Annotated in this window: 25 protein-coding genes; 14 read left to right on the forward strand and 11 right to left on the reverse strand. The window is 62.6% G+C overall.

Annotated elements, in window-relative coordinates:
- Window positions 1-11 precede the first annotated feature (11 nt).
- From mobA to AB4136_RS25990, 8 genes are all read left to right on the forward strand, one after another.
- Window positions 12-641: a molybdenum cofactor guanylyltransferase MobA gene (gene mobA, locus AB4136_RS25955; protein ID WP_024925109.1), complete on the forward strand. Its 630-nt coding sequence runs from the start codon at window positions 12-14 to the stop codon at window positions 639-641.
- Complete coding sequence (mobB, locus tag AB4136_RS25960) at window positions 638-1,147, forward strand: molybdopterin-guanine dinucleotide biosynthesis protein B (RefSeq protein WP_024925108.1); 510 nt, start codon at window positions 638-640, stop codon at window positions 1,145-1,147. Before mobA ends, mobB begins: the two co-directional genes overlap by 4 nt.
- A 198-nt stretch (window positions 1,148-1,345) precedes the next feature.
- Window positions 1,346-2,131, forward strand: a complete 786-nt coding sequence (locus tag AB4136_RS25965; RefSeq protein WP_024925107.1) for an ABC transporter substrate-binding protein — start codon at window positions 1,346-1,348, stop codon at window positions 2,129-2,131.
- Window positions 2,132-2,243: 112 nt separating this feature from the next.
- Window positions 2,244-2,957, forward strand: a complete 714-nt coding sequence (locus AB4136_RS25970; protein ID WP_024925106.1) for an ABC transporter permease — start codon at window positions 2,244-2,246, stop codon at window positions 2,955-2,957.
- Window positions 2,954-3,775 (forward strand): ABC transporter permease, encoded by an 822-nt coding sequence (locus AB4136_RS25975; protein WP_024925105.1) that lies wholly within the window; start codon window positions 2,954-2,956, stop codon window positions 3,773-3,775. The genes AB4136_RS25970 and AB4136_RS25975 overlap by 4 nt, the downstream gene beginning before the upstream one ends.
- A 200-nt stretch (window positions 3,776-3,975) precedes the next feature.
- Window positions 3,976-4,845 (forward strand): NAD(P)-dependent oxidoreductase, encoded by an 870-nt coding sequence (locus tag AB4136_RS25980; protein ID WP_024925104.1) that lies wholly within the window; start codon window positions 3,976-3,978, stop codon window positions 4,843-4,845.
- Between the two features lies 1 nt (window position 4,846).
- Window positions 4,847-5,275: a cell envelope integrity protein TolA gene (locus tag AB4136_RS25985; RefSeq protein ID WP_024925103.1), complete on the forward strand. Its 429-nt coding sequence runs from the start codon at window positions 4,847-4,849 to the stop codon at window positions 5,273-5,275.
- Window positions 5,276-5,295: 20 nt separating this feature from the next.
- Window positions 5,296-6,000: a DNA alkylation repair protein gene (locus AB4136_RS25990; RefSeq protein ID WP_024925102.1), complete on the forward strand. Its 705-nt coding sequence runs from the start codon at window positions 5,296-5,298 to the stop codon at window positions 5,998-6,000.
- Window positions 6,001-6,059: 59 nt separating this feature from the next.
- Here AB4136_RS25990 and AB4136_RS25995 read toward each other — a convergent pair whose 3' ends face one another.
- The 4 genes from AB4136_RS25995 to AB4136_RS26010 all read right to left on the reverse strand — a co-directional run bounded on the left by AB4136_RS25995 (window position 6,060) and on the right by AB4136_RS26010 (window position 8,573).
- Window positions 6,060-6,551 carry an Lrp/AsnC family transcriptional regulator gene (locus tag AB4136_RS25995; protein WP_024925101.1) on the reverse strand — a complete coding sequence of 164 codons (492 nt, stop codon included), beginning with the start codon at window positions 6,549-6,551 and terminating at the stop codon, window positions 6,060-6,062.
- A gap of 102 nt (window positions 6,552-6,653) precedes the next feature.
- Window positions 6,654-7,280, reverse strand: a complete 627-nt coding sequence (locus AB4136_RS26000; RefSeq protein WP_024925100.1) for a uracil-DNA glycosylase family protein — start codon at window positions 7,278-7,280, stop codon at window positions 6,654-6,656.
- 10 nt (window positions 7,281-7,290) lie between these two features.
- Window positions 7,291-7,902, reverse strand: a complete 612-nt coding sequence (locus tag AB4136_RS26005; protein WP_024925099.1) for a glutathione S-transferase — start codon at window positions 7,900-7,902, stop codon at window positions 7,291-7,293.
- A 50-nt stretch (window positions 7,903-7,952) separates the two neighbouring features.
- Window positions 7,953-8,573, reverse strand: a complete 621-nt coding sequence (locus AB4136_RS26010; protein WP_024925098.1) for a thermonuclease family protein — start codon at window positions 8,571-8,573, stop codon at window positions 7,953-7,955.
- Window positions 8,574-8,646: 73 nt separating this feature from the next.
- Here AB4136_RS26010 and AB4136_RS26015 point away from each other — a divergent pair, with 73 nt between their 5' ends.
- Both AB4136_RS26015 and AB4136_RS26020 read left to right on the forward strand, forming a co-directional pair.
- Window positions 8,647-10,170 carry a sensor histidine kinase gene (locus tag AB4136_RS26015; RefSeq protein WP_024925097.1) on the forward strand — a complete coding sequence of 508 codons (1,524 nt, stop codon included), beginning with the start codon at window positions 8,647-8,649 and terminating at the stop codon, window positions 10,168-10,170.
- Window positions 10,171-10,326: 156 nt separating this feature from the next.
- Window positions 10,327-11,220: a penicillin-binding transpeptidase domain-containing protein gene (locus tag AB4136_RS26020; RefSeq protein WP_024925096.1), complete on the forward strand. Its 894-nt coding sequence runs from the start codon at window positions 10,327-10,329 to the stop codon at window positions 11,218-11,220.
- A 56-nt stretch (window positions 11,221-11,276) separates the two neighbouring features.
- On the opposite strand, the gene AB4136_RS26025 is transcribed toward AB4136_RS26020, so the two are convergent.
- Complete coding sequence (locus tag AB4136_RS26025; RefSeq protein ID WP_024925095.1) at window positions 11,277-12,275, reverse strand: nicotinate-nucleotide--dimethylbenzimidazole phosphoribosyltransferase; 999 nt, start codon at window positions 12,273-12,275, stop codon at window positions 11,277-11,279.
- A gap of 152 nt (window positions 12,276-12,427) precedes the next feature.
- Here AB4136_RS26025 and AB4136_RS26030 point away from each other — a divergent pair, with 152 nt between their 5' ends.
- Together AB4136_RS26030 and AB4136_RS26035 are read left to right on the forward strand one after the other, a co-directional pair.
- Window positions 12,428-12,661 carry a DUF1289 domain-containing protein gene (locus AB4136_RS26030; RefSeq protein WP_024925094.1) on the forward strand — a complete coding sequence of 78 codons (234 nt, stop codon included), beginning with the start codon at window positions 12,428-12,430 and terminating at the stop codon, window positions 12,659-12,661.
- 4 nt (window positions 12,662-12,665) lie between these two features.
- On the forward strand, window positions 12,666-13,370 hold the full coding sequence (locus tag AB4136_RS26035; RefSeq protein ID WP_024925093.1) for a TIGR02281 family clan AA aspartic protease: 705 nt from the start codon (window positions 12,666-12,668) through the stop codon (window positions 13,368-13,370).
- A gap of 371 nt (window positions 13,371-13,741) precedes the next feature.
- Here AB4136_RS26035 and AB4136_RS26040 read toward each other — a convergent pair whose 3' ends face one another.
- Window positions 13,742-15,304, reverse strand: a complete 1,563-nt coding sequence (locus AB4136_RS26040) for a hypothetical protein (protein ID WP_024925092.1) — start codon at window positions 15,302-15,304, stop codon at window positions 13,742-13,744.
- 430 nt (window positions 15,305-15,734) lie between these two features.
- The gene (dusA, locus tag AB4136_RS26045) at window positions 15,735-16,730 is read right to left on the reverse strand and encodes a tRNA dihydrouridine(20/20a) synthase DusA (protein WP_137900805.1); all 996 of its coding nucleotides are present in this window, start codon (window positions 16,728-16,730) and stop codon (window positions 15,735-15,737) included.
- Between the two features lie 115 nt (window positions 16,731-16,845).
- Between dusA and AB4136_RS26050 the strand changes: the two genes are divergently transcribed.
- A complete protein-coding gene (locus AB4136_RS26050) occupies window positions 16,846-17,907 on the forward strand; it encodes a site-specific integrase (RefSeq protein WP_137900806.1) in 1,062 nt (353 codons plus the stop codon).
- A gap of 69 nt (window positions 17,908-17,976) precedes the next feature.
- Here the strand turns inward: AB4136_RS26050 and AB4136_RS26055 are convergent, their stop codons facing one another.
- The 3 genes from AB4136_RS26055 to AB4136_RS26065 form a co-directional block, all read right to left on the reverse strand.
- The gene (locus tag AB4136_RS26055; protein ID WP_024925089.1) at window positions 17,977-19,635 is read right to left on the reverse strand and encodes a recombinase family protein; all 1,659 of its coding nucleotides are present in this window, start codon (window positions 19,633-19,635) and stop codon (window positions 17,977-17,979) included.
- Window positions 19,632-20,021, reverse strand: coding sequence for an HVO_A0114 family putative DNA-binding protein (locus AB4136_RS26060; protein ID WP_024925088.1), 390 nt, complete (start codon window positions 20,019-20,021; stop codon window positions 19,632-19,634). The genes AB4136_RS26055 and AB4136_RS26060 overlap by 4 nt, the downstream gene beginning before the upstream one ends.
- An 87-nt stretch (window positions 20,022-20,108) precedes the next feature.
- A complete protein-coding gene (locus tag AB4136_RS26065; protein ID WP_051504830.1) occupies window positions 20,109-20,423 on the reverse strand; it encodes a hypothetical protein in 315 nt (104 codons plus the stop codon).
- A gap of 675 nt (window positions 20,424-21,098) precedes the next feature.
- On the opposite strand from AB4136_RS26065, the gene AB4136_RS26070 reads away from it, so the two are divergent.
- A complete protein-coding gene (locus AB4136_RS26070) occupies window positions 21,099-22,064 on the forward strand; it encodes a LysR family transcriptional regulator (RefSeq protein WP_024925086.1) in 966 nt (321 codons plus the stop codon).
- On the opposite strand, the gene AB4136_RS26075 is transcribed toward AB4136_RS26070, so the two are convergent.
- Entirely contained in the window at window positions 22,061-22,282 is a 222-nt protein-coding gene (locus AB4136_RS26075) for a DUF2274 domain-containing protein (RefSeq protein ID WP_024925085.1), read from the reverse strand. The genes AB4136_RS26070 and AB4136_RS26075 overlap by 4 nt on opposite strands.

Below are 22,282 nucleotides of genomic sequence, written 5' to 3' on the forward strand. Positions count from 1 at the left end.
AGATCGATACGATGAATGCGGAGATTGCGGGCGTTATCCTGGCCGGAGGCCTGTCGAGCCGCATGGGCGGCGGCGACAAGGGCCTGTTGCCGCTCGCCCGCCACTCCGTGCTCGAGCGCGTCACGGCGCGGCTCAAGCCCCAGGTCGGCCGCTTCGCCCTCAACGCCAATGGCGACCCGGCCCGCTTCGCGGATTTCGACGCTCCCATCCTGCCCGACAGCGTCGCCGGTTTTCCGGGCCCCCTCGCCGGCGTGCTGACCGGCCTGGAATGGGCGGCGGCCGAGACCAACTGCCGCGCGATCGTCACCGTCGCCGCTGACACGCCGTTCTTCCCCGAAACCTTGGTCGTCGGCCTGAGCGAAGCCGCCGCGGAGGCCGGAACCATTGCCATGGCGCGCTCGTCCGGCCGGCCGCACCCGACCTTTGCACTGTGGCCGCTGGCGCTGCGCGAGCCGCTGCGGCATTTCCTGGTCGAGGAAGGCAACCGGCGAGTGCTGTCCTTCATCGAACGCCACCGCTTCGTCGAGGTCGAATTCCCGCTGGCGCCGTTGCGCCACGGCACGCTCGACCCGTTCTTCAACATCAACACACCCGCCGACCTCGTGGAGGCGGAGCGTATCCTGCAAGAGCTTCCGGCATGAACAACCGCGTCTTCGGCATCACCGGCTGGAAGAATTCCGGCAAGACGACCCTGACCGAGAAGCTTGTAGCCGAACTGGTGCGGCGCGGCCGGCGCGTCTCCACCGTCAAGCACGCCCACCACGAATTCGACATCGACAAGGAAGGCGCCGATTCGTTCCGCCATCGCCAGGCCGGCGCCACCGAAGTCGCCATCGTTTCGGGGCGGCGCTGGGCGTTGATGCACGAATTGCGCGGCGAGGACGAGCCGAAGCTTTCCGATATACTGGCGAGGCTGGCGCCGGCCGACATCGTCATCGTCGAAGGCTACAAGCGCGAAAGCCATCTGAAGATCGAGGCGCGCCGGCTGGAGGCCAAGGACTGCGCACCGCTGGCGCCGTCGGACCCCAGCATCGTCGCCGTCGCCGCCGACCATCCGCAAGCCGGCGAGACGCTGCCTGTCTTCGATTTGAACGACGTCGCCGCGATAGCCGACTTCGTCGAACGGCAGACGGGTCTGGCCGCCTGAAAGACGTCCGCCGGCCGGCAAGCTTCCCCTGCGATATGCCTAAAACTCACGTAATTTTGCCGAGGCTGAAAAGCTTTGTCGGCGGTTTTGCAGTTGCTTTCACTTGCGAAAAAGTTCCACTATCCGGCCAGCGGGCGATAAGAAACTCGCCCCAACGAGCCGTTGTCAGAACGGCCGAGACCAACAGAGAGGATCATCATGCGTATTGCAATGCGTATCGCGCTCGCCACGTCGGCCATGGTGCTGGCCCTTGGCGCAGCCCAGGCCCAGGAGAAGGTCGTCAAGATCGGCACCGAAGGCGCCTACCCCCCCTTCAACAACCTCACCTCCGACGGCAAGCTCGTCGGTTTCGACATCGACATCGCCCAGGCGCTCTGCGACGAGATGAAGGTGAAGTGCGAATTCATCGCCCAGGACTGGGATGGCATCATCCCGGCGCTGCAGGCCGGCAAGTTCGACGCCATCGTCGCCTCCATGTCGATCACCCCGGAACGCAAGGAAAAGGTCGACTTCTCCAACAAGTACTACAACACGCCCTCGGCCCTCGCGGTGCCGAAGGACAGCACGGTCAAGGGCGTGGCTAAGGCAGATCTCGCCGGCAAGTCGGTCGGCGTGCAGTCCTCGACCACCCATTTCAACTACGCCTCGAAGACCTATACCGATTCGACGGTGAAGCCTTACCCGACCGCGCAGGAGTATCAGCTCGACCTCGCCAATGGCCGCCTCGACGCGGTCGAGGACGACATTGTGGTGCTCAGCCAGTGGCTGGCGACGCCGGATGGCGCCTGCTGCAAGCTGCTCGGCCAGCCCTCGCCACAGCCCCCCGAAATCTTCGGCGAAGGCGCCGGCATCGCCGTGCGCAAGGGCGACACCGAACTCAAGGACAAGCTGAACGCCGCCATCAAGGCCATCCGCGCCAATGGCAAATACAAGGAAATCAACGCCAAGTACTTCAAGTTCGACGTCTACGGTTCGGAATCCTAAGACTTATTGTTGAAACGGCGAAAGGCGGGAATTTCCCGCCTTTCTTGCCAGATCAAGCCGTGTCATGGGGACGAACACGGCATGTCTAACGAGGATGGGGACAGGCGGGCGCATGGAAAGCGTATGGACGCTTCTTAGCTGGGGACCAGATGGCTGGTCCAAACAAATCGCCTATGGCGTTCTGATCACGATCTCGCTTGCGGCGGCTACCTTGCCCGTCGGTCTCGTCATCGGCTTCCTCATTGCCCTGGCCAAACAATCCAAGGACCCGTCGCTGCGGCTGGCCGGCAATGTCTACACCACCATCTTCCGCGGCCTGCCGGAACTGTTGACCCTGTTCCTGGTCTTCTTCGGCGCCCAGATCGCGCTGCAGAAGCTGGTCCAGTTGTTCGACCCCACCGGCACCGTCGAGGTGAACGCCTTCGTCTCCGGCATGATCGCGCTCGGCGTCGTCTTCTCGTCTTACGCCAGCGAAGTTTTCCTCTCCGCCTTCCGCGCCATTCCCAAGGGGCAGTATGAAGGCGGTTTCGCGGTAGGCCTCACCAGCGGCCAGACCATGCGTCTCGTGGTGCTGCCACAATTGATCCGTATCGCCCTGCCCGGCCTCGCCAATCTGTGGCTGATCCTGCTCAAGGACACCGCGCTGGTGTCCGCCGTCGGCCTCCCCGACATTCTGCGCCAGGCAGGCGTCGCCGCGCGTGTCACCAAGCACGCCTTCCTGTTCTTCGGTTATGCGGCGCTGATCTATCTCGTGCTCGCCATCATCTCCTCCTTCGGCATCAACGCCATTGAGCGCGCCGTCGGTCGCCGGGAGGCAAATCGATGAGCACCGCAACAGCCATCGTCGAAAAACCGGCGGAGCCGGCGCCCGGCTGGACCAAGGCCCGCATCACCGGCCATGTGCTCCTGGCGCTATGGGCGCTGCTTGGCCTCGGTCTCGTCTGGTTCCTTGTCGCGTCATGGAACCCGGAGCTGATCAAGAAATACGGGCCGAGCTATCTGTCGGGCATCGAAGTCACGCTGACCCTGGTCGCGATATCGATCGTCCTTGGCGCGCTGCTGTCCATTCCGATCACCTATGCGCGCATGTCGAAGAACCCGATCCTCTCTGGCTTCGCCTACGCCTATGTCTATTTCTTCCGCGGCACGCCGCTGCTCGCCCAGACCTTCCTTATCTATTACGGTCTCGGCTCCTTCCGTCCGCAGCTTGAGATGGTCGGACTGTGGAGTTTCTTCCGCGATGCTTTCAACTGCGCGATCTTCGCCTTTTCGCTGAACACCGCCGCCTATCAGGCCGAAATCCTGCGCGGCGCCATCGAAAGCGTGCCAAAGGGCCAGTGGGAAGGCGCGTCTTCGCTGGGGCTGCACAAGCTGCAGACGCTGCGCAAGATCATCCTGCCGCAGGCTCTGATCGTGGCGCTGCGCCCCTATGGCAACGAAGTCATCCTGATGATCAAGGGTTCGGCCATCGTCGCCATCATCACCGTCTACGACCTGATGGGCATCACCCGCCTGACCTATTCGCGCACCTTCGACTTCCAGGCCTATATCTGGGCGGCCATCTTCTATCTCATCATGGTCGAGGCGCTGCGGCATTGCATCGAATGGATCGAGCGGCGCATCACCCGCCATCTGCATCGCTGACCCGGCCGCGTTTGCCGGCTGGACCAAGCCATGAATTGCCCAAGCGCGCCGCAATCGGCTAGAGCGCCGCGCGTCCATTCGGACGCGCAAAGGACGCTCCAGCACTTTGAAGCTGCGCATCGTGCTTACCGAAAATCGATTCCGATTTTCGGGCCGATGCGCTAAGACTGCCGCCGCAGCGATTTGAAGGGATTTTCGGCATGGCAGCGGTGGCATATCTGGGTCTCGGCGTGATGGGCTATCCGATGGCCGGGCACCTGAAGAACAAGGGCGGCCACGACGTCACCGTCTATAACCGCACCACCGCCAAGGCCGAGAAGTGGGCCGCCCAGCATGGCGGCAATGTCGCCCTCACCCCGAGACAGGCCGCCGAAGGCAAGGACTTCGTCTTTTCCTGCGTCGGCAACGACGACGACCTGCGTTCCATCACCATCGGGCCCGACGGCGCCTTCCATGCCATGAAGAAGGGCTCCGTCTTCATCGACAATACGACGGCGTCCGCCGAAGTCGCGCGTGAGCTCGCCGCCGAAGCCGAGAAGCGCGGCTTTTCCTTCCTCGACGCGCCGGTTTCGGGCGGCCAGGCCGGTGCCGAAAACGGCGTGCTCACCGTCATGGTCGGCGGCGCCGAGGATGTTTTCGAGCGGGCCAGCCCGGTCATTTCCGCCTTCGCGCGCATGGTCGGGCTGATGGGTCCGGCCGGTGCCGGCCAGCTCACCAAGATGATCAACCAGATCTGTATCGCCGGCCTGGTCCAGGGCCTCGCCGAAGGCATCCACTTCGGCAAGAAGGCCGGGCTCGACATCGAAAAGGTCGTCGAGGTCATCTCCAAGGGGGCGGCCGGTTCCTGGCAGATGGAAAACCGCCACAAGACGATGAATGCCGGCAAATATGATTTCGGCTTCGCCGTGGACTGGATGCGCAAGGATCTGGGCATCTGCCTGGCCGAAGCGGACAACAATGGCGCGCGCCTGCCGGTCACCGCACTGGTCGACCAGTTCTACAAGGATGTGCAGGCGATGGGCGGCAGCCGCTGGGACACCTCCTCGCTGCTTGCCCGCCTGGAGAAATAGCATGCGCCGGGCGCCGTTCCTGCTGTCGGCGCTCCTCATCGCATCCGGTCCCGCCGGCGCTGACCCGCAGAAGACCGCGGCCGACTATGTCCGCGGTCAAATAGTGCGCTGCTGGATTGTTCCCGCCGATGCTTCCGGCATCGGTGCCGTCATCATTCGGCTGAAACTCGACCGCAAGGGACTGGTCCGGGAAACGCCGGAACTGGCCGGCCACGAGGCAACCGTCCGCATCCAACTCGACGACAACGGCACGGTTGTCGGCCCCCCTCGGATCGTCGCGACGCCACAGGACAAGAAACGCGCGGCCCTTGTTCAAAGCGCGATACGGGCCATCCGGAAATGCTCGCCTTTTCCGAAACTGGTTGAATTGGCGCCATACGACAGCTGGAAAGAGATGACGATTACCTTCGACCCATCGAAGCCCCTTTGAAAAGCTTATCCGGGAAAGCCATGACAGATCCTCTTTCTCCCGCCTCGACCGCAGCCGAAATCCTCGCTCATCTGCATACGCTCGCCTCGGAGGAAAAACGCCAGGGCATGCAGCGTTTCGGCATCAGGATCGAGCGGTCGCTCGGTATTCCGCACGGTCCCCAGCGCGACATTGCCAGGAAGATCAAACGCAATCACGAGCGGGCTTTCGAGCTATGGGAAAGCGGTATCGTCGAAGCGCAGTTCATTGCCTGCTCAACTGTCGACCCGAAGCGCTTTTCCATAGATGACGCAAGGGCTTGGGCCGAGACTTTCGATTCCTGGGATGTTGTCGACGGCGTTACCAGCCTGTTCGTCGACACCGACCACTGGCAGCCGCTGATCGCCGAATTCGCGGCCGACGAGCGCGAATTCGTTCGCCGCGCCGCTTTCGCGATGATTGCCTGGGCGTCGGTGCACCGCAAGAAGGAGCCGGACGCCACCTTCGAGGCTTTTCTGCCGTTGATCGAGGCGCATGCGGGAGATCCCCGCAACTTCGTCAAGAAGGCCGTCAACTGGGCCCTGCGCGAGATCGGCAAGCGCCGGATGGCGCTGCATGGCCCGGCACTTGCCACGGCCGAGAAGCTGGCCGCTTCTCCCGACAAGACCGCACGCTGGATCGGCAAGGACGCCGTGCGCGAATTGACCAATCCGAAGACGCTGGAGAGGCTGGCCAGGCGCAGCTAGACCGGCTTGCTCAACGTCGCGCTTTCGCGCGACGCCGAGTCACAGAACGGTTAGACGCCTCAGGCCGCGTTGGATCCGGACTCGCGATCCAGGATCATGTAGTCGAGCGGCATTTCGGTGGTGAACTTGATCTGCTCCATCGCAAACACCGAAGACACGTCGCGGATCTCGATCTTGGCGATCAGCCGCTTGTAGAAGGCGTCGTAGGCGGCGATATCGGGCACCACCACACGCAGAAGATAGTCGACGTCGCCGCTCATGCGGTAGAACTCGACCACCTCCGCAAACTCCTGGATCACTTCCGAAAAACGCCGCAGCCATTCATGGCTGTGCGAATTGGTACGGATCGAGACGAACACCGTCACCCGGGCGTTGATCTTTTCAGGGTCCAGCACCGCGACACGGCGCTGGATGACGCCCTCTTCCTCGAGCTTCTGGATACGGCGCCAGCAGGGCGTCGTCGAGAGCCCGACCTTCTTGGCAACGTCCGCGACCGCCAGCGTTGCGTCCTCCTGCAACAGGCGGAGGATTTTTCTATCGAGACGATCCATTTTCGGCTCCCAGGGAAAATATTTCCCCATATTCCCTCTTATTTCCGTCACAAACAAGAAAGGAATTCTGCCGCATCGCAACAAAACGAGTGATAATTTGCGTCATCCGGGGTTAATTCGAGAGCGTATTTCCGATCTCAGGAAAGGCAGCAACTCTATTTCGAACCAGGGATTCTGCTTCAGCCAGCCAGTGTTGCGCCAGGAAGGATGTGGCAGTGGCAGCACTTTCGGGCCAGAACGACTGTCCCAGACGGCGCGCCAATCCCGTACCGTCTCGGTCAGCGATCCCCGGCGGGCCGTGCCCATGTGCCAGCCCTGCGCATAGATGCCGATGGTCAGCACGATCTCGATCTGCGGCATCAGCGCCATCAGCGGCGCCCGCCAGGCCGGCGCGCATTCCTTGCGCGGCGGCAGGTCGGCGCCCTTGGCATCCTGGCCGGGGAAGCAAAAACCCATCGGCACGATGGCGAATTTGTCGGCGTCGTAGAATTCTTCCGACGTGACGCCCAGCCAGGTACGCAGTCGGTCGCCGGAAGCGTCGGTGAACGGCAATCCGGAAAGATGCACCTTGGTGCCCGGCGCCTGGCCGGCGAGCATGATGCGCGCCGACGACGACGGTATCAACACCGGGCGCGGCTCGTGCGGCAACGGCTTTCCAAGCGGCGCGTCCACGCAGATGCGGCAGGCGCGCACCGCCTCGGTCAGGCGCTCCAGTTCGGTGCTGAGCATAGACCCTGCCTCAGGCGGCGGCGCTTGGCCGGCTGGAAACGGCCTGATGCCAGCGCCGCACATGCGTGCAGTCTTCCGGCATCTGGATACGGGCCGGTTTCATGAAATCCACCGCCACCAGCCCGGTGATGTCGGCGATGGTGTAACTGTCGCCGGCGATGAATTCGCGGCTCGCCAGTTCCTTGTCCAGAATGTGCAGGAACTCGACCGCTTTCGGCTTGTTGGCCTCGCCCCATTCGGGGATTTGCGGCACCTCCCATTCCTTCATGGCCGGGTGGATATGGCGAAAGGCCTGCGCAACCGGCAGGAACAGATTGAACTCCATGCGCCGCTGCCACATCTCGACCAGCGCCTTGCCGAGCGCGCCTGTACCGAACAGTGCCGGCTCCGGATGCAATTCCTCGAAATAGCGGCAGATGGCGACCGTCTCAGTAAGCACGGTGCCGTCGTCCAGTTCCAGCACCGGCAGCCGCCGCAGCGGGTTGCGCGATGTCACCGCCTCGTTCCTATGTTCCATCGCGCCCATGTCGACCGGCGTCAGCGGCACGCTCAGGCCCTTCTCGGCCAGGAAGATGCGCACCCGGCGCGGGTTGGGCGCGCGTCCGCCATCGAACAGTTTCATCGCCGGCTCCCGGGATTGTTTGAATTGCCCGGCCAACCATAGAGGCGGGTTCACCAGAAGCGAAGCATTTCTCTCAGCCAATCGCCAACGCTGGCGAGCGCCCCGTGCTGCGGCTCGCTGGCGCCGTCATGGGCACGGCGCCAGTCACGCGGCTCCTGGAAACTGCCGGCCCACACGCCGGCGCGGGCGCCACGCGCGGCGGCCTCTTCCTGCTCGAAATCGCCAAAGGCGATCGCCCAGCCCGCCTTCACCAGCGCCGCGTTCAGGTCGACGCCGCCGGCCGTGCAATCGCCCAGCATCCGGCCATAGCGATCGCGCTGCCAGCCCTGGCAGGACACCGGTTGCCCGCCAATCAGCTTCACCAGCGCCTGCCGCGCCAGCTTGCCGCAGGCATAGTCGGCGCCGTCCTTGTTGCAGGTCTGCATGTATTCGGGCGCGTCGATGCCACGCAGGCGGATGCGCTCGGCGCCCAGCGTGATCGTGTCGCCGTCATTGACGATGGCAGCGCCGCTTTCCTGCTTGGTCGCCACCCGGTCGAGCCGCGCCGCCACCAATGCCAGCAGACCAAGCAAAATCACGGCCAGCGCGTAATCGAGCAGCTTGCGCCACGGGCCGCGCGGACGCGGCTGAAAATGCCGCCGTCCAGGCCTTTGCGACCATGTTCGACTCATATGGCAAACAGTCTCTTAATGATTTCGCCTTAGCGTCCAGTCTGGAGCCGCTGCCTGCGACGATTGAAGTTTCATGCCATTGTTAAGCTCGACCACGGCGGACAAGAACATTGTGGACCGCAGCAAGCCGCATCGCAACAGCGATGTCGCGCGCGCTGTGCGGCGTACGCGCGACCGCCTTTCCCAGCAGGCCGGCAATCCCGATTTCGACCGCGAACTTTTGAAATTGCACGCGCGCGCGATGGTCAACGGCGCGGCGGTCGTGCCGCTTCTGGTGCTGACCATTGCCATCGCCGGCGTCCTTTCCGGCATGAATTCCGAGGCGCTGGTGTGGGCGCTCGCCACCATGGGCTGCTATGCCGGCCTCGGCATCATCGCGCGCCGCGTCAACCGCACCGAAGCCGCCGACATCCGGCAAACATCGACCCGTAACGCATTCCTGGCCGCGCATTTCCTCAGCGGCCTCGGCTGGGCCTATTTCGCCACGCTGGGCTGCGGCGGCTGCGTGCTCGACCAGTTCCAGGTTATCAAGGCCGTCATCCTTTTGATGGCGATGGCCGCCACCGCCATCATGGCTTCGTCGCTGCGCGGCGCGCTTCTCGCCACCTTTGCAATTCCCGTCGCCGTCTATGCCTATGTCGGCTCGCATGGCTGGATGCCGGCCGAGCCGATCATGGTGACGCTCTTGGTCGCCGCCCTGCCCTTCTTCGCTTATGTGGCGCACCATCTGCACCGGTCCTCGGTGATGCTGCTGTCGTTCCGCACGGAGAAGGATGCGCTGATCGCCGAACTGGAGACCGCCAAGTCGATGTCCGACGAGGCACGCCGCCGCGCCGAGGAGGCCAACCTCGCCAAGTCGCGTTTTCTCGCCTCGATGAGCCACGAATTGCGCACGCCGCTCAACGCCATCCTTGGTTTCTCCGAGGTGATGGCCAATGAGGTGCTGGGTCCGATGGGCAACGACACCTACAAGACCTATGCAGGCGACGTTCACGATTCCGGCCGCCACCTGCTCGATCTCATCAACGAGATCCTCGACCTGTCGCGCATTGAAGCCGGCCGCTATCAGCTCAACGAGGAGCCGGTGACGCTTCTGGCGGTCGTCGAGGACTGCTGCCACATGATGGAGCTGAGGGCCCGCAACAAGGATATCCGCATCATCGAGGAATTCGAGCGCCAGCTGCCGCGGCTGTTCGCCGACGAGCGCGCCGTGCGCCAGATCACGCTCAACCTGCTCTCCAATGCCGTCAAATTCACGCCAACCGGCGGCGAGGTGCGCGTGCGCGTCGGCTGGACGGCGGGCGGCGGCCAATATGTCTCGATCAGGGACAACGGCCCCGGCATCCCGGCCGACGAGATTCCCGTCGTGCTCTCCGCCTTCGGCCAGGGCTCCATTGCCATCAAGAGCGCCGAGCAGGGCACCGGCCTCGGCCTGCCCATCGTGCAGGGCCTGATGGCCATGCATGGCGGCGAGTTTGAGCTACACTCCAAGCTGCGCGAAGGCACCGAGGCGATCGCCATCTTCCCGCCCACCCGGGTGATGGAAAAGCTGCCGGCGCTGCCGACCAAGATCGCCGCCGCCGGACGGCGCCGCTGAGCCAATAATTTTTCTAGGGTCAAAGCTCAGAATTGATCGTTTGTGCGTGCGCGGTCACGCGCCCATAATTCCTTTCAAGAGACGCAGACAGGTCCCCTCCGGCGCGCATGGGCGCGCCGTTCGTCTCTTCACGACCAACCCGCAAGGAAACCACGAATGACCCGATTTTTGTCGCGCCGGCGGCTACTCGCCGCCGGTTTGCTCGCGGCTCCCATCTACGCTGCCGTCAAGATGAACAACTTCTCCCGAGATGCCCGCGCCGCCCACGGCAAGGAGGGTCGACTGCCGGTGGAAAAGCAGCCGCTGGCCGCGGTGGAGATCCGCCCAGACCTCAATGAAATTTTTGGCAAGGCCGGAACCGTCGGCGCTTTCGTTGCCCTGCAGGGCGACCGGCTGGTGGGCAGCGACCTGCATCTGATCCGCGAACCCCGCCTGCCGGCCTCCAGCTTCAAGGTCGCCCATTCGATCATCGCATTCGAGACCGGCGTCGTATCCGACCCCGACAAGGACATCCTCGCATGGGACGGCGTCGAGCGCAGCTTTCCCGACTGGAACAAGGACCAGACCCTGCGTTCGGCCATCGCCGCCTCCGCAGTGCCCGCCTACCAGCAGATCGCGCGGCGCATCGGCACTGAGCGCATGCAGGCCTATATGGACCTTCTCGACTACGGCAATCGCGACATCGGCGGCGGCATCGACCGGTTCTGGTTGAGCGGACAACTGCGCGTCAGCCCGGTAGAGCAAATTGCCTTCCTGGAGCGCCTGCAACGCCGCGCCCTACCGGTTTCCAGGCGCAGCCAGGATCTGGCGGTCGATGTGATGACCGTCACCAAGGCAGGCGAAGGCGCGATCCGGGTCAAGAGCGGCCTGGTCGGCGTCGATGACAGGAACGGTCTCGACAAGGCAACCGCCGGCTGGCTGATCGGCTTTGCCGGGAAAGGCGGTGTCGAGGTGCCATTCGCGCTTTACCTCGAGGTCCGCGAGGCACGCCACATCGGCGACCGCACGAAACTCGCCATCGAATGCCTGTCGAGGATCGAGGCGGTCTGAAATCCGTCGTAGCGAGTTCTGGCCAGCCGCGTCCCAAGTGGCGCGCCGGCCTTTGCTCAGTTGCGGATCGCCGCCGCCATGCCGGAACTGGTCAACGCCGCCGCCTTGACCAGGCCGGCTGCCAGCGCCGCGCCGTAACCTTCGCCGTGACCGACACCGAGGTCGAGAAGCGGCTTCAGCCCCAGCCGTTCTGCCGCCTTCTTGTGCGCTGGTTCCGGCGAAAGACCGGCAAGCAGGCAATGGTCGAGCGCTGCCGGATTGGCCGCGTGCAGAACCGCCGCCGCAGCGATGGCGGCTAAGCCGTCGAGCAGCACGGGCACCTTTTGGACGCGCGCCGCCAGGATGGCGCCGGCCAGCGCCGCGAACTCGCGCCCGCCGACACGCCGCAAAGCCTCCAACGGGTCCTTGAGGTTCGAGCCGTGAAAAGCCAAAGCCGCATCCACGGCGGCCACTTTTCGCGCCTGCATGGCGGCATCCGCGCCGGATCCCGGTCCGACCCAGTCCGCACCATTGCCACCCAGCACTGCGGCCAGAAGGGCGGCGGCCACGGTCGAATTGCCGACGCCGATGTCGCCGAGACAAAGCAGATCGGTGCCGCCGGCCGTCGCTTCCATGCCGAAGGCCATGGTGGCGGCGCAGCCGCGCTCGTCCAGCGCCGCTTCTTCGGTGATGTCGCCGGTCGGAATATGCAGCGCGAGGTCGAACACCTTGAGGCCGAGATCATAGGCGATGCAGGCCTGGTTCACCGCCGCACCGCCGGCGGCGCACAGTTCCACGGCATTCGCCGTTGCCGCCACCGGGCGTGGCGACACACCCCGGCGCATGATGCCGTGATTGCCGGCGAAGACCGCGACCAGCGGCCGGTTGACCGCCGGCGGCGCCTTGCCGCTCCAGGCGGCCAGCCAGGCCGCGACATCCTCGATGCGGCCGAGCGAACCCGCCGGCTTGTCCGCCTTGGCGAACAGGGCGCGCACACGCTCGCCAGCCGCCGCGTCGGCCGGCGGCAGGTTGGCGATCAGCTCGCGGAAATCGTCGAAGGGCAATGCGCTGGTCATGGCAAGTTCCTGCTTGGGCCGGCCGGCAATAGCCGCCCCGCCCGCCCGGCACAACCGCGCGGCCATGAAAACGACCCGGTTTGGCGTAAAGCGAGAGACTTGCATTGCCACATTCGTTGCACCATGTGGGAGCGTGCCCCTAGGATAATCCCATGACGGCCATCGAATCGCCCTGCATCCTTGTCTGCTCGATCGACATGAAGACCGGCTATTGCTTCGGCTGCGGGCGCACGCGCGACGAAATCTCGGCCTGGCTCGATATGACGCCGGACAAGCGCCGCGCCGTCATGGCGGAACTGCCGGCCCGTCTGGAGACGGTCGAGCGGCGGCCGCGGCGCGAAACCCGGCGCACCCGCATGGCGCGCGAGCGTGGTGAGGCGCTTTGACGGCATGAACCGCGGGCTCATCCTGATCCTCGTCGTCATCGCGGCCGCGGCCGGCCTGCTGATCTACAACGACACCGCCGGCACCACCTTCGGCGTCGGCAACTATGATTTCGGCCGGCTGGTTTGGCTGGGCATCCTCGTCGCCGTCATCGGTGCCGGCCTGCTGCAATCAGGCGGGTCGCTCGGCACCACGGGGCGCAATCTCGGCGCCTGGGCGATCATCGCGCTGGTGCTCGTTGCCGGCTACCAGTACCGCTACGAATTGCAGGATATCGCCAGCCGCGTCACCGCCGGCCTGATCCCCGGCAGCCCGCTGGCGCTGGGCGTGGAAGACGGCCGCGCCACGGTGACGCTGGACAAGGGCGACGGCGGCCATTTCCAGGCGCGCATCCTGGTCAACGGCAAACCGGTGAACACCATCGTCGACACCGGCGCCACCACCACGGTGCTGACCGCCGAGGACGCGCGCGCCGCCGGCATCAACCCGGAAGGATTGAATTACACGGTGCGTGTTTCGACCGCCAACGGCACCGCCAGTGCCGCGGCCGTGCGCACCAACGAACTGGCTTTGGGCAGCATCGTGCGACGCGACATGCCGGTTCTGGTCGCGTCCCCCGGCGCGCTGGAACAGAGCCTGCTCGGCATGAACTTCATCGGCTCGCTGTCGGGCTTCGACATGCGCGGCAACCGCATGATCCTGCGCGACTAAGCACCCTGGGACGTAGACCCGTTACGTCGTAGCCAGATGTGGATTGCGACGCGTTTGAGAGCCGCAAGGTAATTTTCTGCCAGCTTGTCGTATCGGGTTGCGATGCGACGGCTGCCGACCGCCGTTCGGACTTTGACAATGAGGCTGCAAGCCCCAAAAGCTGCTGTTACCCGAGCGAAAAGTAAGGGCGGACAGTGGAGCACCTAAAGCCAGGTCTGGCGGAAATGTTGATCGGGGATTTGCGCCGAGTGGGAGGCAGGCACCCACAGGGTTCGCATCGGCGAAATAAAGGAATGCGGCGCGAGGATCGAGGCCGGATGGACGAGCCGGAATCCGGCGGAACGACAATATCCTAGTGTTTGACGCGTCCGCTAGGCGCCGACCATCCATCCCTGAGGCTGGACGTGAACGACAACACCTTGTTGCTCGACGGGTGGATATTTCATGAAGTGCTTGCGGAACGAGGTCACGAGACCATCGTTCCCGGTGTCTTTACAGAGCTGGTGTATTTGCTTTCCGAGGCGCAGTTCGATCGTGTAACGCGACGCTTTGATCGTCTTCTTTGCAGTGTCGAACATCGCGGACGCGTCATCTGACAGCGACGCAGTGGACCAGAATTCAAATTGGACCTTGAGGTTCTTCCACTCGGGGTGCGCCTTTACAGCAGCGTAGATGACCGGGACATTGTGTTGGAGCCAGTGCGTGAATTCCTTGTTCGGCACGTCTGCGTAGGGATTGTAGCCCTTGCATTCGATGAATGTGACGGACTTATCATCCACGAGGGCAACCACATCGGCTTCTGCTTTTTTCCCTTCTGGCGATTTGAATATCTGGTTCATTTTGACCTGGTGCGAGATCGTCTTCCTGGCGATTTCAGCAGCTAGATATTCGAACAGGGTTCCCCGGAGTTGGACGGACGCACCTTCTATTTTGCCCAGCCTTTTGAAAAGCAGGTCTAGCCCCTCAGGGTTCAGGGCCGTGAACGCCGCCTTGGTCAACACCGAGGAAAGTTGGGCAAGCCCTTCGGCAATCTCATCCCCAAACATATTTCCGGGCGTGGCGGGAACGATGCCGTTCTGCTTAAGCAGGGCAAACGCCTCTTCGGAGTATTTATGTGCAACGAATATCTGCATGCATGGCCCGACGTTCCGAAGGCGCCGAAGCGTCAGGCATTTGTTGATGAACGGGCGAATGCCCTGAACGTCAACCTCCCCGCCAAGATAGACGTCGCAGGCTATAAATCCGGGCTTCATCTTCCCATCCTTGCCCGGTTTCACCATGAAGCTCAAATAAGATGGCGCAGTGAGGTCCCATGCGAATGTACCAACCGTTGGCGCACTGTCCGGCCCGCGCATGGCAACCTTGTCGTAGCTGACGAAGCCTAGTTTCCGCGCCCAATCGCGAACAGCATATAGCAGGAACTCTTCGGTTATCAGGCGGGCGCGCATTTCAGCGGCCATAAAGTCGAAATGGTGTTCGGACTGCACCAGGGATATGCAGGCCCCGAGGCCGGGAACATCCCGTCGTTCCAATAGTCCTGCCTGAATGAGGCGTTGGAGCACCGTTTCCGGCGACAGGTGCTTCGCCTGCTTAAGTGGCGATCCGCTCGCAATTGGAAACTGGGACTCGGGAATGACCCCGCCCCTAAGCCTGATCGCGGCAATGGCGTAGCCATAAGCCGAGTTCGTGTCCTGCAGCGCATCGACCAGATTGCTCCAGTATTCAGGCGAGCCGAATTGCTTCTCTAGGTAAACGTACCGCGCTTTGCGGGGAAAGGTGATGTAGGCTAGCCGCTTCACTTCACCGGAAGCGCGAGAAACACGTTTGCGGGCCGCCGCCGGGGTGAGGCCGAGGTTCTGCACCAGATGGTCGGAGACGGCGCTGGTGAGACAGGGGCCCTGATATCTTATGAAGTTCTCGACCGGATCGACCACGAAGCTCCTCCTTGTCACACAGCGCTATTAATAAATTAAATACATGGCCCCGTCTTCTGTTTTTCGAAAACGGACCTATCCAATTGAATTTGTGAAATAAATCCGAATTTCTTGATCGACGTTCGAAGAACCATGTCACAGTGGAGTGTCGCATAGGCGGAGTTTCCGGACGAATTCCGTCGTTTTAACACTCATCTCAATGCTGTGTTGGCTATGAGATGGGCTAGTCCGTGGCATGGAAAAATCGGGATCTTCGCTTACAACTCATTGAATGACGACATCGGTGACGAAGTCGGCGCGGGAACGCTGTAAGGATGCGTCTGTTAGTTCAGCCAATAGCATGTAAACAGCCTGACCGCTTTCCACCCGACACCGGTCATCTCGCGTTTATAAATTCACGGCCTAGCCTACTCGACACGCGCTGTCGGCGTCAGGCAGCTTCCTCGGCGCCCGCGAAATCGATCGCCGCGAACGCCGCGCGCAACACTTCCCCGCCCGCGCCGGGTTTTGTCGCATCGGTGGACAGGATCTGCCGCCAGCGGCGCGCGCCGGGCAGGCCGTGGAACAGACCGATCATGTGGCGGGTGACATGGCCGAGCCGACCGCCCTGTTCGATGTGGCGCGCGGCATAGGCGGCCATCGTCTCGATCAGCGCCGCGAAATCGACCGGCTCCGGCACAGTCCCGTAGAGCGCGGCGTCGGCGCCGGCCAGTATGCCGGGCGTATGATAGGCGGCGCGGCCGAGCATGACGCCGTCGACATGGCCGAGATGGCGCACCGCCTCGTCGATCGACGGAACACCGCCATTAATGCCGATGAAACGCTGCGGCAGCCGTGCCTTCAGGCGGTAGACGCGGTCATAGTCGAGCGGCGGGATGTCGCGGTTTTCCTTCGGGCTGAGCCCCTGCAGCCAGGCCTTGCGCGCATGCACCCACAAGGCGTCGGCGCCGGCCGCGAACACGCCGTCGGCCAGCGCGTCGAGCGCGACCTCCGGGTCCTGGTCGTCGACGCCGATGCGGCATTTCACCGTCACCGGTATCGCCACCGCCGCTTTCATCGCCGCCACGCAGTTGGCGACCAGCGCCGGCGTCTGCATCAGGCAGGCACCGAACGTGCCGGACTGCACCCGGTCCGAAGGACAGCCGACATTGAGGTTGATCTCGCCATAGCCAAAACCTTCGCCGATGCGTGCCGCCTCGGCGAGCTTTCGCGGGTCCGAACCGCCGAGTTGCAAGGCCACCGGATGCTCGACCGCATCGAAGCCCAGCAGCCGCTCACGCTGGCCATGGATGGCCGCATCCGCCACCACCATTTCGGTGTAGAGCAGCGCATGACGCGTCAGCTGGCGATGGAAGAAGCGGCAATGCCGGTCCGTCCAATCCATCATGGGCGCCACGGCTACTCTATAATATTGATTTTTCAGCATTTTTTCTTTAACATCAGATCATTAGAACCTGCTGAGTGCAGACGAATTTACGCCAGAATACGACCCTTTTCGCCACGTTTCGATCTCTCAGTGCACACGGAGCGCACACGAAAAAATGGCCACCTACACAAAGCTCTCGTCCGGTTCCTGGCGTGTCCAAGTCCGTCGCAAAGGTCGCTACGTCAGCGAGACCTTCCTGCGCCGAGACGACGCACGGCGCTGGGCGACCGAAGCCGAGCGCCAAGTCGATCGCGGTGAGACGCCGACCAAGTCCCGTATCGCGCGCCTGAAAACTTTCGGCGAACTCATCGACCTTCATATCAACGACATGTGCGATGTAGGCAAGTCCCCTCGCCGCTCCAAGGCCGCAACCCTCGATATGCTCCAAAGACATCTGGGGAAGTGCAACATCGCGGCTCTCGATCGCGAACGACTCATTCGTTTTGGTCGCGACCGGGCCACCCAAGGCGCCGGGCCAATGACGCTCGGTATCGACATCGGCTTTGTAAAACTTATCCTGTCTCATGCCGCTGCGGTGCACGGACTGCCCGTCAAGGTCGAACCGGTTGATCTCGCGCGTATCGCCCTAAAGAGGCTTGGCCTCGTTGGGAAAGGCCACCAGCGCGACAGGCGACCGACCCAGGATGAACTCGACAGGCTCATTGCTCACTTCGATGCAAACCCTCGTCAATTGGCACCGGTTAGCCAGATCATACGTTTCGCCGTCGCAACCGCGATGCGCCAGGAGGAAATCTGCAAGGCGCGCTGGTCCGATATGAATACTCGCACGCGGATGCTTCTCATCCGTGACCGGAAAGACCCACGCAACAAGAAAGGCAACAATCAGCGCATACCGCTATTCGCGGCAACCGGATACGATGCGTGGGCCATTGTCGAGGAGCAACGGGCACGGCGCAGCAATGACGACGATCGGATTTTCCCGTTCAATCATCGGTCAGTCGGCACCGCCTTCCGTCGAGGATGCGCTGACCTGGATATCCACGATCTTCATTTTCATGATTTACGACACGAAGGCACGAGCCGCCTTTTCGAGGCCGGATTCACAATTGAACAGGTAGCTCTGGTAACCGGACACAAGGACTGGAAAATGCTGAAACGGTACACGCACCTTAAGCCCGAGGCACTTCACGCAGTGCTGGCGAACCGTGCTGCGTAACGCGATGGTCGCCTCCGTGTTCGACTGCAGTATGGGCCAAAACTTCAAACCAGACTACGAATCTGGGGGTCAGGAGTTCGAATCTCTTCGGGCGCGCCATTTCAGTACAGAACTGCGAACGCCAAAAGCCGCCGATTTTACGCTCGAAGCGGCAACGAGGGTTCTCAGCAGCTCCGACTTCGATCCCGTGATGCGAACCTCGGTGTCTGCGACCTCAACGCGCTGCGCGAAGGCGCGCAGATGATCCCGCCGATAACCGCCGCCTTCGAGGCGCAGCCCGGCGCGGGCGGCGCTGGAGAAGGTCTCGATCATGTCCGGGGTGATCGCCTGATTGCCTGCGCTGTCGAGCGTTGCCTGAATGCGTTCGGCGTCGGCCGTGGCCTGATCCCGAAGCGCCTTGAGGCCGGCGATGCGCTCTTTCAGCGCTGAATCGTCCAGAGCGGCTACGCCGGATTCGATGGCGTCATAGAGCCGGTTGAGCCGCTGGTCGGTCTCGGTGATTCGCCGGTTGAGTTCAGCGAGGTGTTCACGGCGGCGCTCGGCGCGTTCCTGTCGGCGGTCGAGGAGGCTGAAGAGGATAGTTTCCAGACGTTCCGGCTGGAGCAGCCGTTCTTCCAGGTGGCTCGCGATCAGATCGTCAAGTTTGTCCATCGGGATCGATCGTCCCTCGCAGCCAGTCTTGCCCTGACGCGCCTTGGTTGAGCAGGTGTAGTAGCGATACATGCCGCCCGCGCTGCCCTTGCCGGTGCGCAGCGTCATTGCGCCCTCGCATTTGGCGCAGAAGCAGATACCGGTAAGGAGGGTGGGACCGCTCGTGACGCGAGCCGGCACCAGCATGGGGTTGCGGGATTTCAGCTTCGCCTGAACCGCATCGAAGGTCTCGCGGTCGATCAGCGGCGGCACCGCCATGACTGCGACCTCGCTCTCGGGCTTTTTCTCGCGGTTCTTATGCGAGCGGGTGTTGAATCGGTGCTCACCGATATAGGTCGTGCGGGTCAGGATCGAGTGGATTTGTGCGAGGCCCCAGCGTCCACCGTCGCGGGTGAAGATGCGCCGCTCGTTGAGATGGCAGGTGATGGCTTTGACGCCCAACGGACCGGAATTGCCATCGCCTTCGAGGAACAGCCGATAGATCAGCCGCACTGTATCGGCGTGCAGCGGGTCGATCTCCAGTTTCTTCTTGGTCTTCGATCCGCGCTGCTCGGCTGCGATGATGCGATAGCCGATCGGCGGCAGCGCGCCATTCCAGAAGCCTTGCCGCGCATTCTCGTTCATGGCGCGCAGGACGTGCTTGGCGTTCTCCTTGGACTGATACTCGTCGAACAGCGCCATGATCTGGCGCATCATGACGTGCATGGGATCGTCGCCCATCTCCTGCGTGATGGAGACGAGCTTGACGCCATTCTTCGCCAGCTTGCGGACGTAGAACTCAAGCTCGAAGTGGTCGCGGAAGAAACGGCTGAAGGAATGCACCACGACGACATCGAAGGGTGCGGGCTTCGATGTGCCCGCTTCGATCATACGCTGGAATTCGGGGCGGCGGTCGTTGGTGGCGGAGGCGCCGGCTTCCACGAAGGTTTCGATGAGCCGATAGCCGCGCGATGCGCAATAGGCTTCGCCCTGTTTGCGCTGATCGGGGATCGATACGTCGTGTTCGGCCTGCCGCGTGGTGGAGACGCGCAGGTAGAGGGCGGCGCGCTGGGCGACATCGGGACTGTGCATATTCATCGCCTGCCTCCCTTCATTTTGCGGCGCTCGATCAACGGCAACTCCAGGGTCACGCGGTCATACAGCACCGTGGGCACAACTTTCTGACCTTCGCCGGGGTCCATTCGGACAAGGCCATAGTTCGCCATCGTTTTGAGTGTTCGAGACAGACTGGACTTGGCTCGCCCAGTAATTCTTGACAGATCCTCCAGCGATCCGGGCGATTGTTCGTCGATAACGCGCAGCAACTCGCGGTTTCCGCTGGAGAGAATTTGCGCGAAGGATTCGGTGGAGGTGAACCACACCTTCGGATCGTCCGGCGCGGGCTTTTCGTCGCCGCGTGCGATCCGCATGGTGCGAGCCTTTATTTCTTCATAGTCGGCGATTCCGACCTGCAGCGTCTTCATAAAATGTCTCGCTCCTTCAACACCACATCCACCGCCTGCCCGAAGGCGGCTCGAAGAGCGTGTCGAGGGTCGGGTCGTGATCCTCGCTCACGACCTATCGTTAACATCAGATGTTAATGGTGGCAAGTCCGCGTTCGGGGACGTGTTCTCGATGGGGCCGAACAGTCGGTCGAGCACATCGCCGAAGTAGCGCTCGAAGATGTCAACCTCGACCTCTGTGACCGGCACACGCTCGGGCCAGTCGTCGTCGACGCGCCAGGTTCTGGTCGTGTTTCTGGTCGGCGAGTCGCGATGCGCCGCCGGCGCATCACTGTAATAGTCATAGAGATCGTCAGGCAGCGTGCCGGGAACGGGATGCTGGGGACGGCCTTTATGACGACGGACGCGCGATCGGTTCATCATGGCAATATCGCGCGAAGCAAGAATCCAAAGAACAACCCATTTCTACGCCAGACACGGAACTCATCGAGTTTCTGAAGAATGCTGCGTTGAGTTTCAAGGCCATTGTCGCGCCAAACTGCAATTAACGTGCAAGATTTTTGTCATCTCTCCTCGTTTTCGAGGAGAGACATGCAGTCCTAAACTCGCGATTTTCGTTTGTGATTTTCGCGGATTTGATTCTTTGGAGCGTGCATGCTGGTGAAGACGGGGCTGAACAAAGACTGGAGCGGCCGATCGCTAAAGAGCGGACTGAGAACAGTGAAGACAATATCGGTCTTCCATGATCGCAACCGATCGTTCCAGACTGCAGGACCGTCTCATCGAACCGTCCCTGCACCGCGCGCTTGCCTTGCTCGTTAGCTCGGCGCCAGCCTGCGCTACCGGTTCTGACGGAGATCACGCCATCGATTTTATCCGTTGCTCGGTGACCGTAGCCGCCGGTGTGAGTCCGACAAGAGGTGCTGATGACGCAGCGCAGGCCGTCCACGGCCGCCGGCATCGTCGGATGTCCGCCGCTGGCGACGCGACGGCTGGTGCTGCCCTGCCTGCTCGACGGGCGCTGGGACGGACCGAACCTTGCCCGCGGCGCCAACGATGCCGACGCCATTGTGACCGCACTGCCGCATTGGGAGCACGATGGTGAGGCGTCGCCCCTGCAAGTGGTCGGAGGAAGCCGACGCCCTGCACTGCCGGCAGTGCCGCCTTCTGGGCACACGCATCCCGCTCGCCTCGTTGATCCAGGCTGTCGCCGTCGGCGAGCATTTGAACTTCCGGCATGCGGCCACCGCGCTCGGCGTCAGCCAGTCGTCGGTGAGCGAGCGCATCCGTGCATTGGAAGAGACGCTCGGCGTCCGTCTGTTCGAGCGACGGCATCGTGGCGTCCAGCCGACCGAAGCTGGACGCTTCTTTCTGGCGCAGGTCGCCGATGGAATAGACCAGCTTGCCTATGCGGTGAAGACAGCCGGGATGATTGGCACCGGCGAACTCGGCCGCGTGCGGCTCGCCGTGCCGACGACGATCGCCGCCGGATTCCTGGCCGATCTTCTCCATTGTTACCGTCAGCAGTGGCCGGGCGTTGAACTGGAGCTATTCGACGGACGTGCCAAGGACGCGATCCTGCGGGTGCGCGAAGGCAGCCTGGACGTTGCATTCGTCGCTGCGATCACCGACGTCCCGGATTGCCACTGCCGGGCGCTTTGGACGGAACCCCTGTTCATCGCGGTGTCGACACGCGATCTCCGCGCCAGCGGCGACGCGCTGCATTGGTGCGACCTGAAGGATGATTTATTTCTGGTGCGCTACAACGGAACCGGACCACAGGTGCATGATCATGTCTTGCGCCGCTTTGAAGAACGTGGCCTGCAACCGCGCGTGCAACGCTGCAACGTCGACCGCTGCTTGCTCCTCTCGATGGTGGCGGGCGATTACGGAATAACCCTTTGCAGCGAAGCAACAGCGCAAGCCGCCTTTCCTGGCGTCACTTTCTTGCCGCTGCGCGACGAACCGGAGCCGCTAAGGTTCAGCGCCATTTGGTCGCCGCACAATTCCAGCAAAGCGCTTCGCGGCCTACTGGATCTCGCCCGGAGTCGGGCCACGATCTAGCGCGAAGCGCGGCGCGCCTTTGCAAATCCCCGGTCGGACGTGATGAATCGCTCCAGCATCGGCACGATCAGCTTCATGGGGTCTGTGACAGGCTGGCCAGTCTCACGGGCGAGTGCTTCCGCATAGGCCGTGAGATCCCGATGAAGAGAAGCAGGCAGTTCCACCGCCGCCTTTACAGGTTTCTCATCCACGATCGGCCCAAGCTTCAATTTTGCCAT

This window comes from Mesorhizobium sp. 2RAF21 (assembly GCF_052115345.1).
GTDB lineage: Bacteria > Pseudomonadota > Alphaproteobacteria > Rhizobiales > Rhizobiaceae > Mesorhizobium > Mesorhizobium terrae.

What these genes read in the sequence shown, in the direction of transcription:
- mobA (WP_024925109.1), top strand. Translation starts at nt 12, where the DNA reads ATGAATGCGGAGATTGCGGGCGTTATCCTGGCCGGAGGCCTGTCGAGC.
- mobB (WP_024925108.1), top strand. Translation starts at nt 638, where the DNA reads ATGAACAACCGCGTCTTCGGCATCACCGGCTGGAAGAATTCCGGCAAG.
- AB4136_RS25965 (WP_024925107.1), top strand. Translation starts at nt 1,346, where the DNA reads ATGCGTATTGCAATGCGTATCGCGCTCGCCACGTCGGCCATGGTGCTG.
- AB4136_RS25970 (WP_024925106.1), top strand. Translation starts at nt 2,244, where the DNA reads ATGGAAAGCGTATGGACGCTTCTTAGCTGGGGACCAGATGGCTGGTCC.
- AB4136_RS25975 (WP_024925105.1), top strand. Translation starts at nt 2,954, where the DNA reads ATGAGCACCGCAACAGCCATCGTCGAAAAACCGGCGGAGCCGGCGCCC.
- AB4136_RS25980 (WP_024925104.1), top strand. Translation starts at nt 3,976, where the DNA reads ATGGCAGCGGTGGCATATCTGGGTCTCGGCGTGATGGGCTATCCGATG.
- AB4136_RS25985 (WP_024925103.1), top strand. Translation starts at nt 4,847, where the DNA reads ATGCGCCGGGCGCCGTTCCTGCTGTCGGCGCTCCTCATCGCATCCGGT.
- AB4136_RS25990 (WP_024925102.1), top strand. Translation starts at nt 5,296, where the DNA reads ATGACAGATCCTCTTTCTCCCGCCTCGACCGCAGCCGAAATCCTCGCT.
- AB4136_RS25995 (WP_024925101.1), bottom strand. Translation starts at nt 6,551, where the DNA reads ATGGATCGTCTCGATAGAAAAATCCTCCGCCTGTTGCAGGAGGACGCA.
- AB4136_RS26000 (WP_024925100.1), bottom strand. Translation starts at nt 7,280, where the DNA reads ATGCTCAGCACCGAACTGGAGCGCCTGACCGAGGCGGTGCGCGCCTGC.
- AB4136_RS26005 (WP_024925099.1), bottom strand. Translation starts at nt 7,902, where the DNA reads ATGAAACTGTTCGATGGCGGACGCGCGCCCAACCCGCGCCGGGTGCGC.
- AB4136_RS26010 (WP_024925098.1), bottom strand. Translation starts at nt 8,573, where the DNA reads ATGAGTCGAACATGGTCGCAAAGGCCTGGACGGCGGCATTTTCAGCCG.
- AB4136_RS26015 (WP_024925097.1), top strand. Translation starts at nt 8,647, where the DNA reads ATGCCATTGTTAAGCTCGACCACGGCGGACAAGAACATTGTGGACCGC.
- AB4136_RS26020 (WP_024925096.1), top strand. Translation starts at nt 10,327, where the DNA reads ATGACCCGATTTTTGTCGCGCCGGCGGCTACTCGCCGCCGGTTTGCTC.
- AB4136_RS26025 (WP_024925095.1), bottom strand. Translation starts at nt 12,275, where the DNA reads ATGACCAGCGCATTGCCCTTCGACGATTTCCGCGAGCTGATCGCCAAC.
- AB4136_RS26030 (WP_024925094.1), top strand. Translation starts at nt 12,428, where the DNA reads ATGACGGCCATCGAATCGCCCTGCATCCTTGTCTGCTCGATCGACATG.
- AB4136_RS26035 (WP_024925093.1), top strand. Translation starts at nt 12,666, where the DNA reads ATGAACCGCGGGCTCATCCTGATCCTCGTCGTCATCGCGGCCGCGGCC.
- dusA (WP_137900805.1), bottom strand. Translation starts at nt 16,730, where the DNA reads ATGCTGAAAAATCAATATTATAGAGTAGCCGTGGCGCCCATGATGGAT.
- AB4136_RS26050 (WP_137900806.1), top strand. Translation starts at nt 16,846, where the DNA reads ATGGCCACCTACACAAAGCTCTCGTCCGGTTCCTGGCGTGTCCAAGTC.
- AB4136_RS26055 (WP_024925089.1), bottom strand. Translation starts at nt 19,635, where the DNA reads ATGAATATGCACAGTCCCGATGTCGCCCAGCGCGCCGCCCTCTACCTG.
- AB4136_RS26060 (WP_024925088.1), bottom strand. Translation starts at nt 20,021, where the DNA reads ATGAAGACGCTGCAGGTCGGAATCGCCGACTATGAAGAAATAAAGGCT.
- AB4136_RS26065 (WP_051504830.1), bottom strand. Translation starts at nt 20,423, where the DNA reads ATGATGAACCGATCGCGCGTCCGTCGTCATAAAGGCCGTCCCCAGCAT.
- AB4136_RS26070 (WP_024925086.1), top strand. Translation starts at nt 21,099, where the DNA reads ATGGTGAGGCGTCGCCCCTGCAAGTGGTCGGAGGAAGCCGACGCCCTG.
- AB4136_RS26075 (WP_024925085.1), bottom strand. Translation starts at nt 22,282, where the DNA reads ATGGCAAAATTGAAGCTTGGGCCGATCGTGGATGAGAAACCTGTAAAG.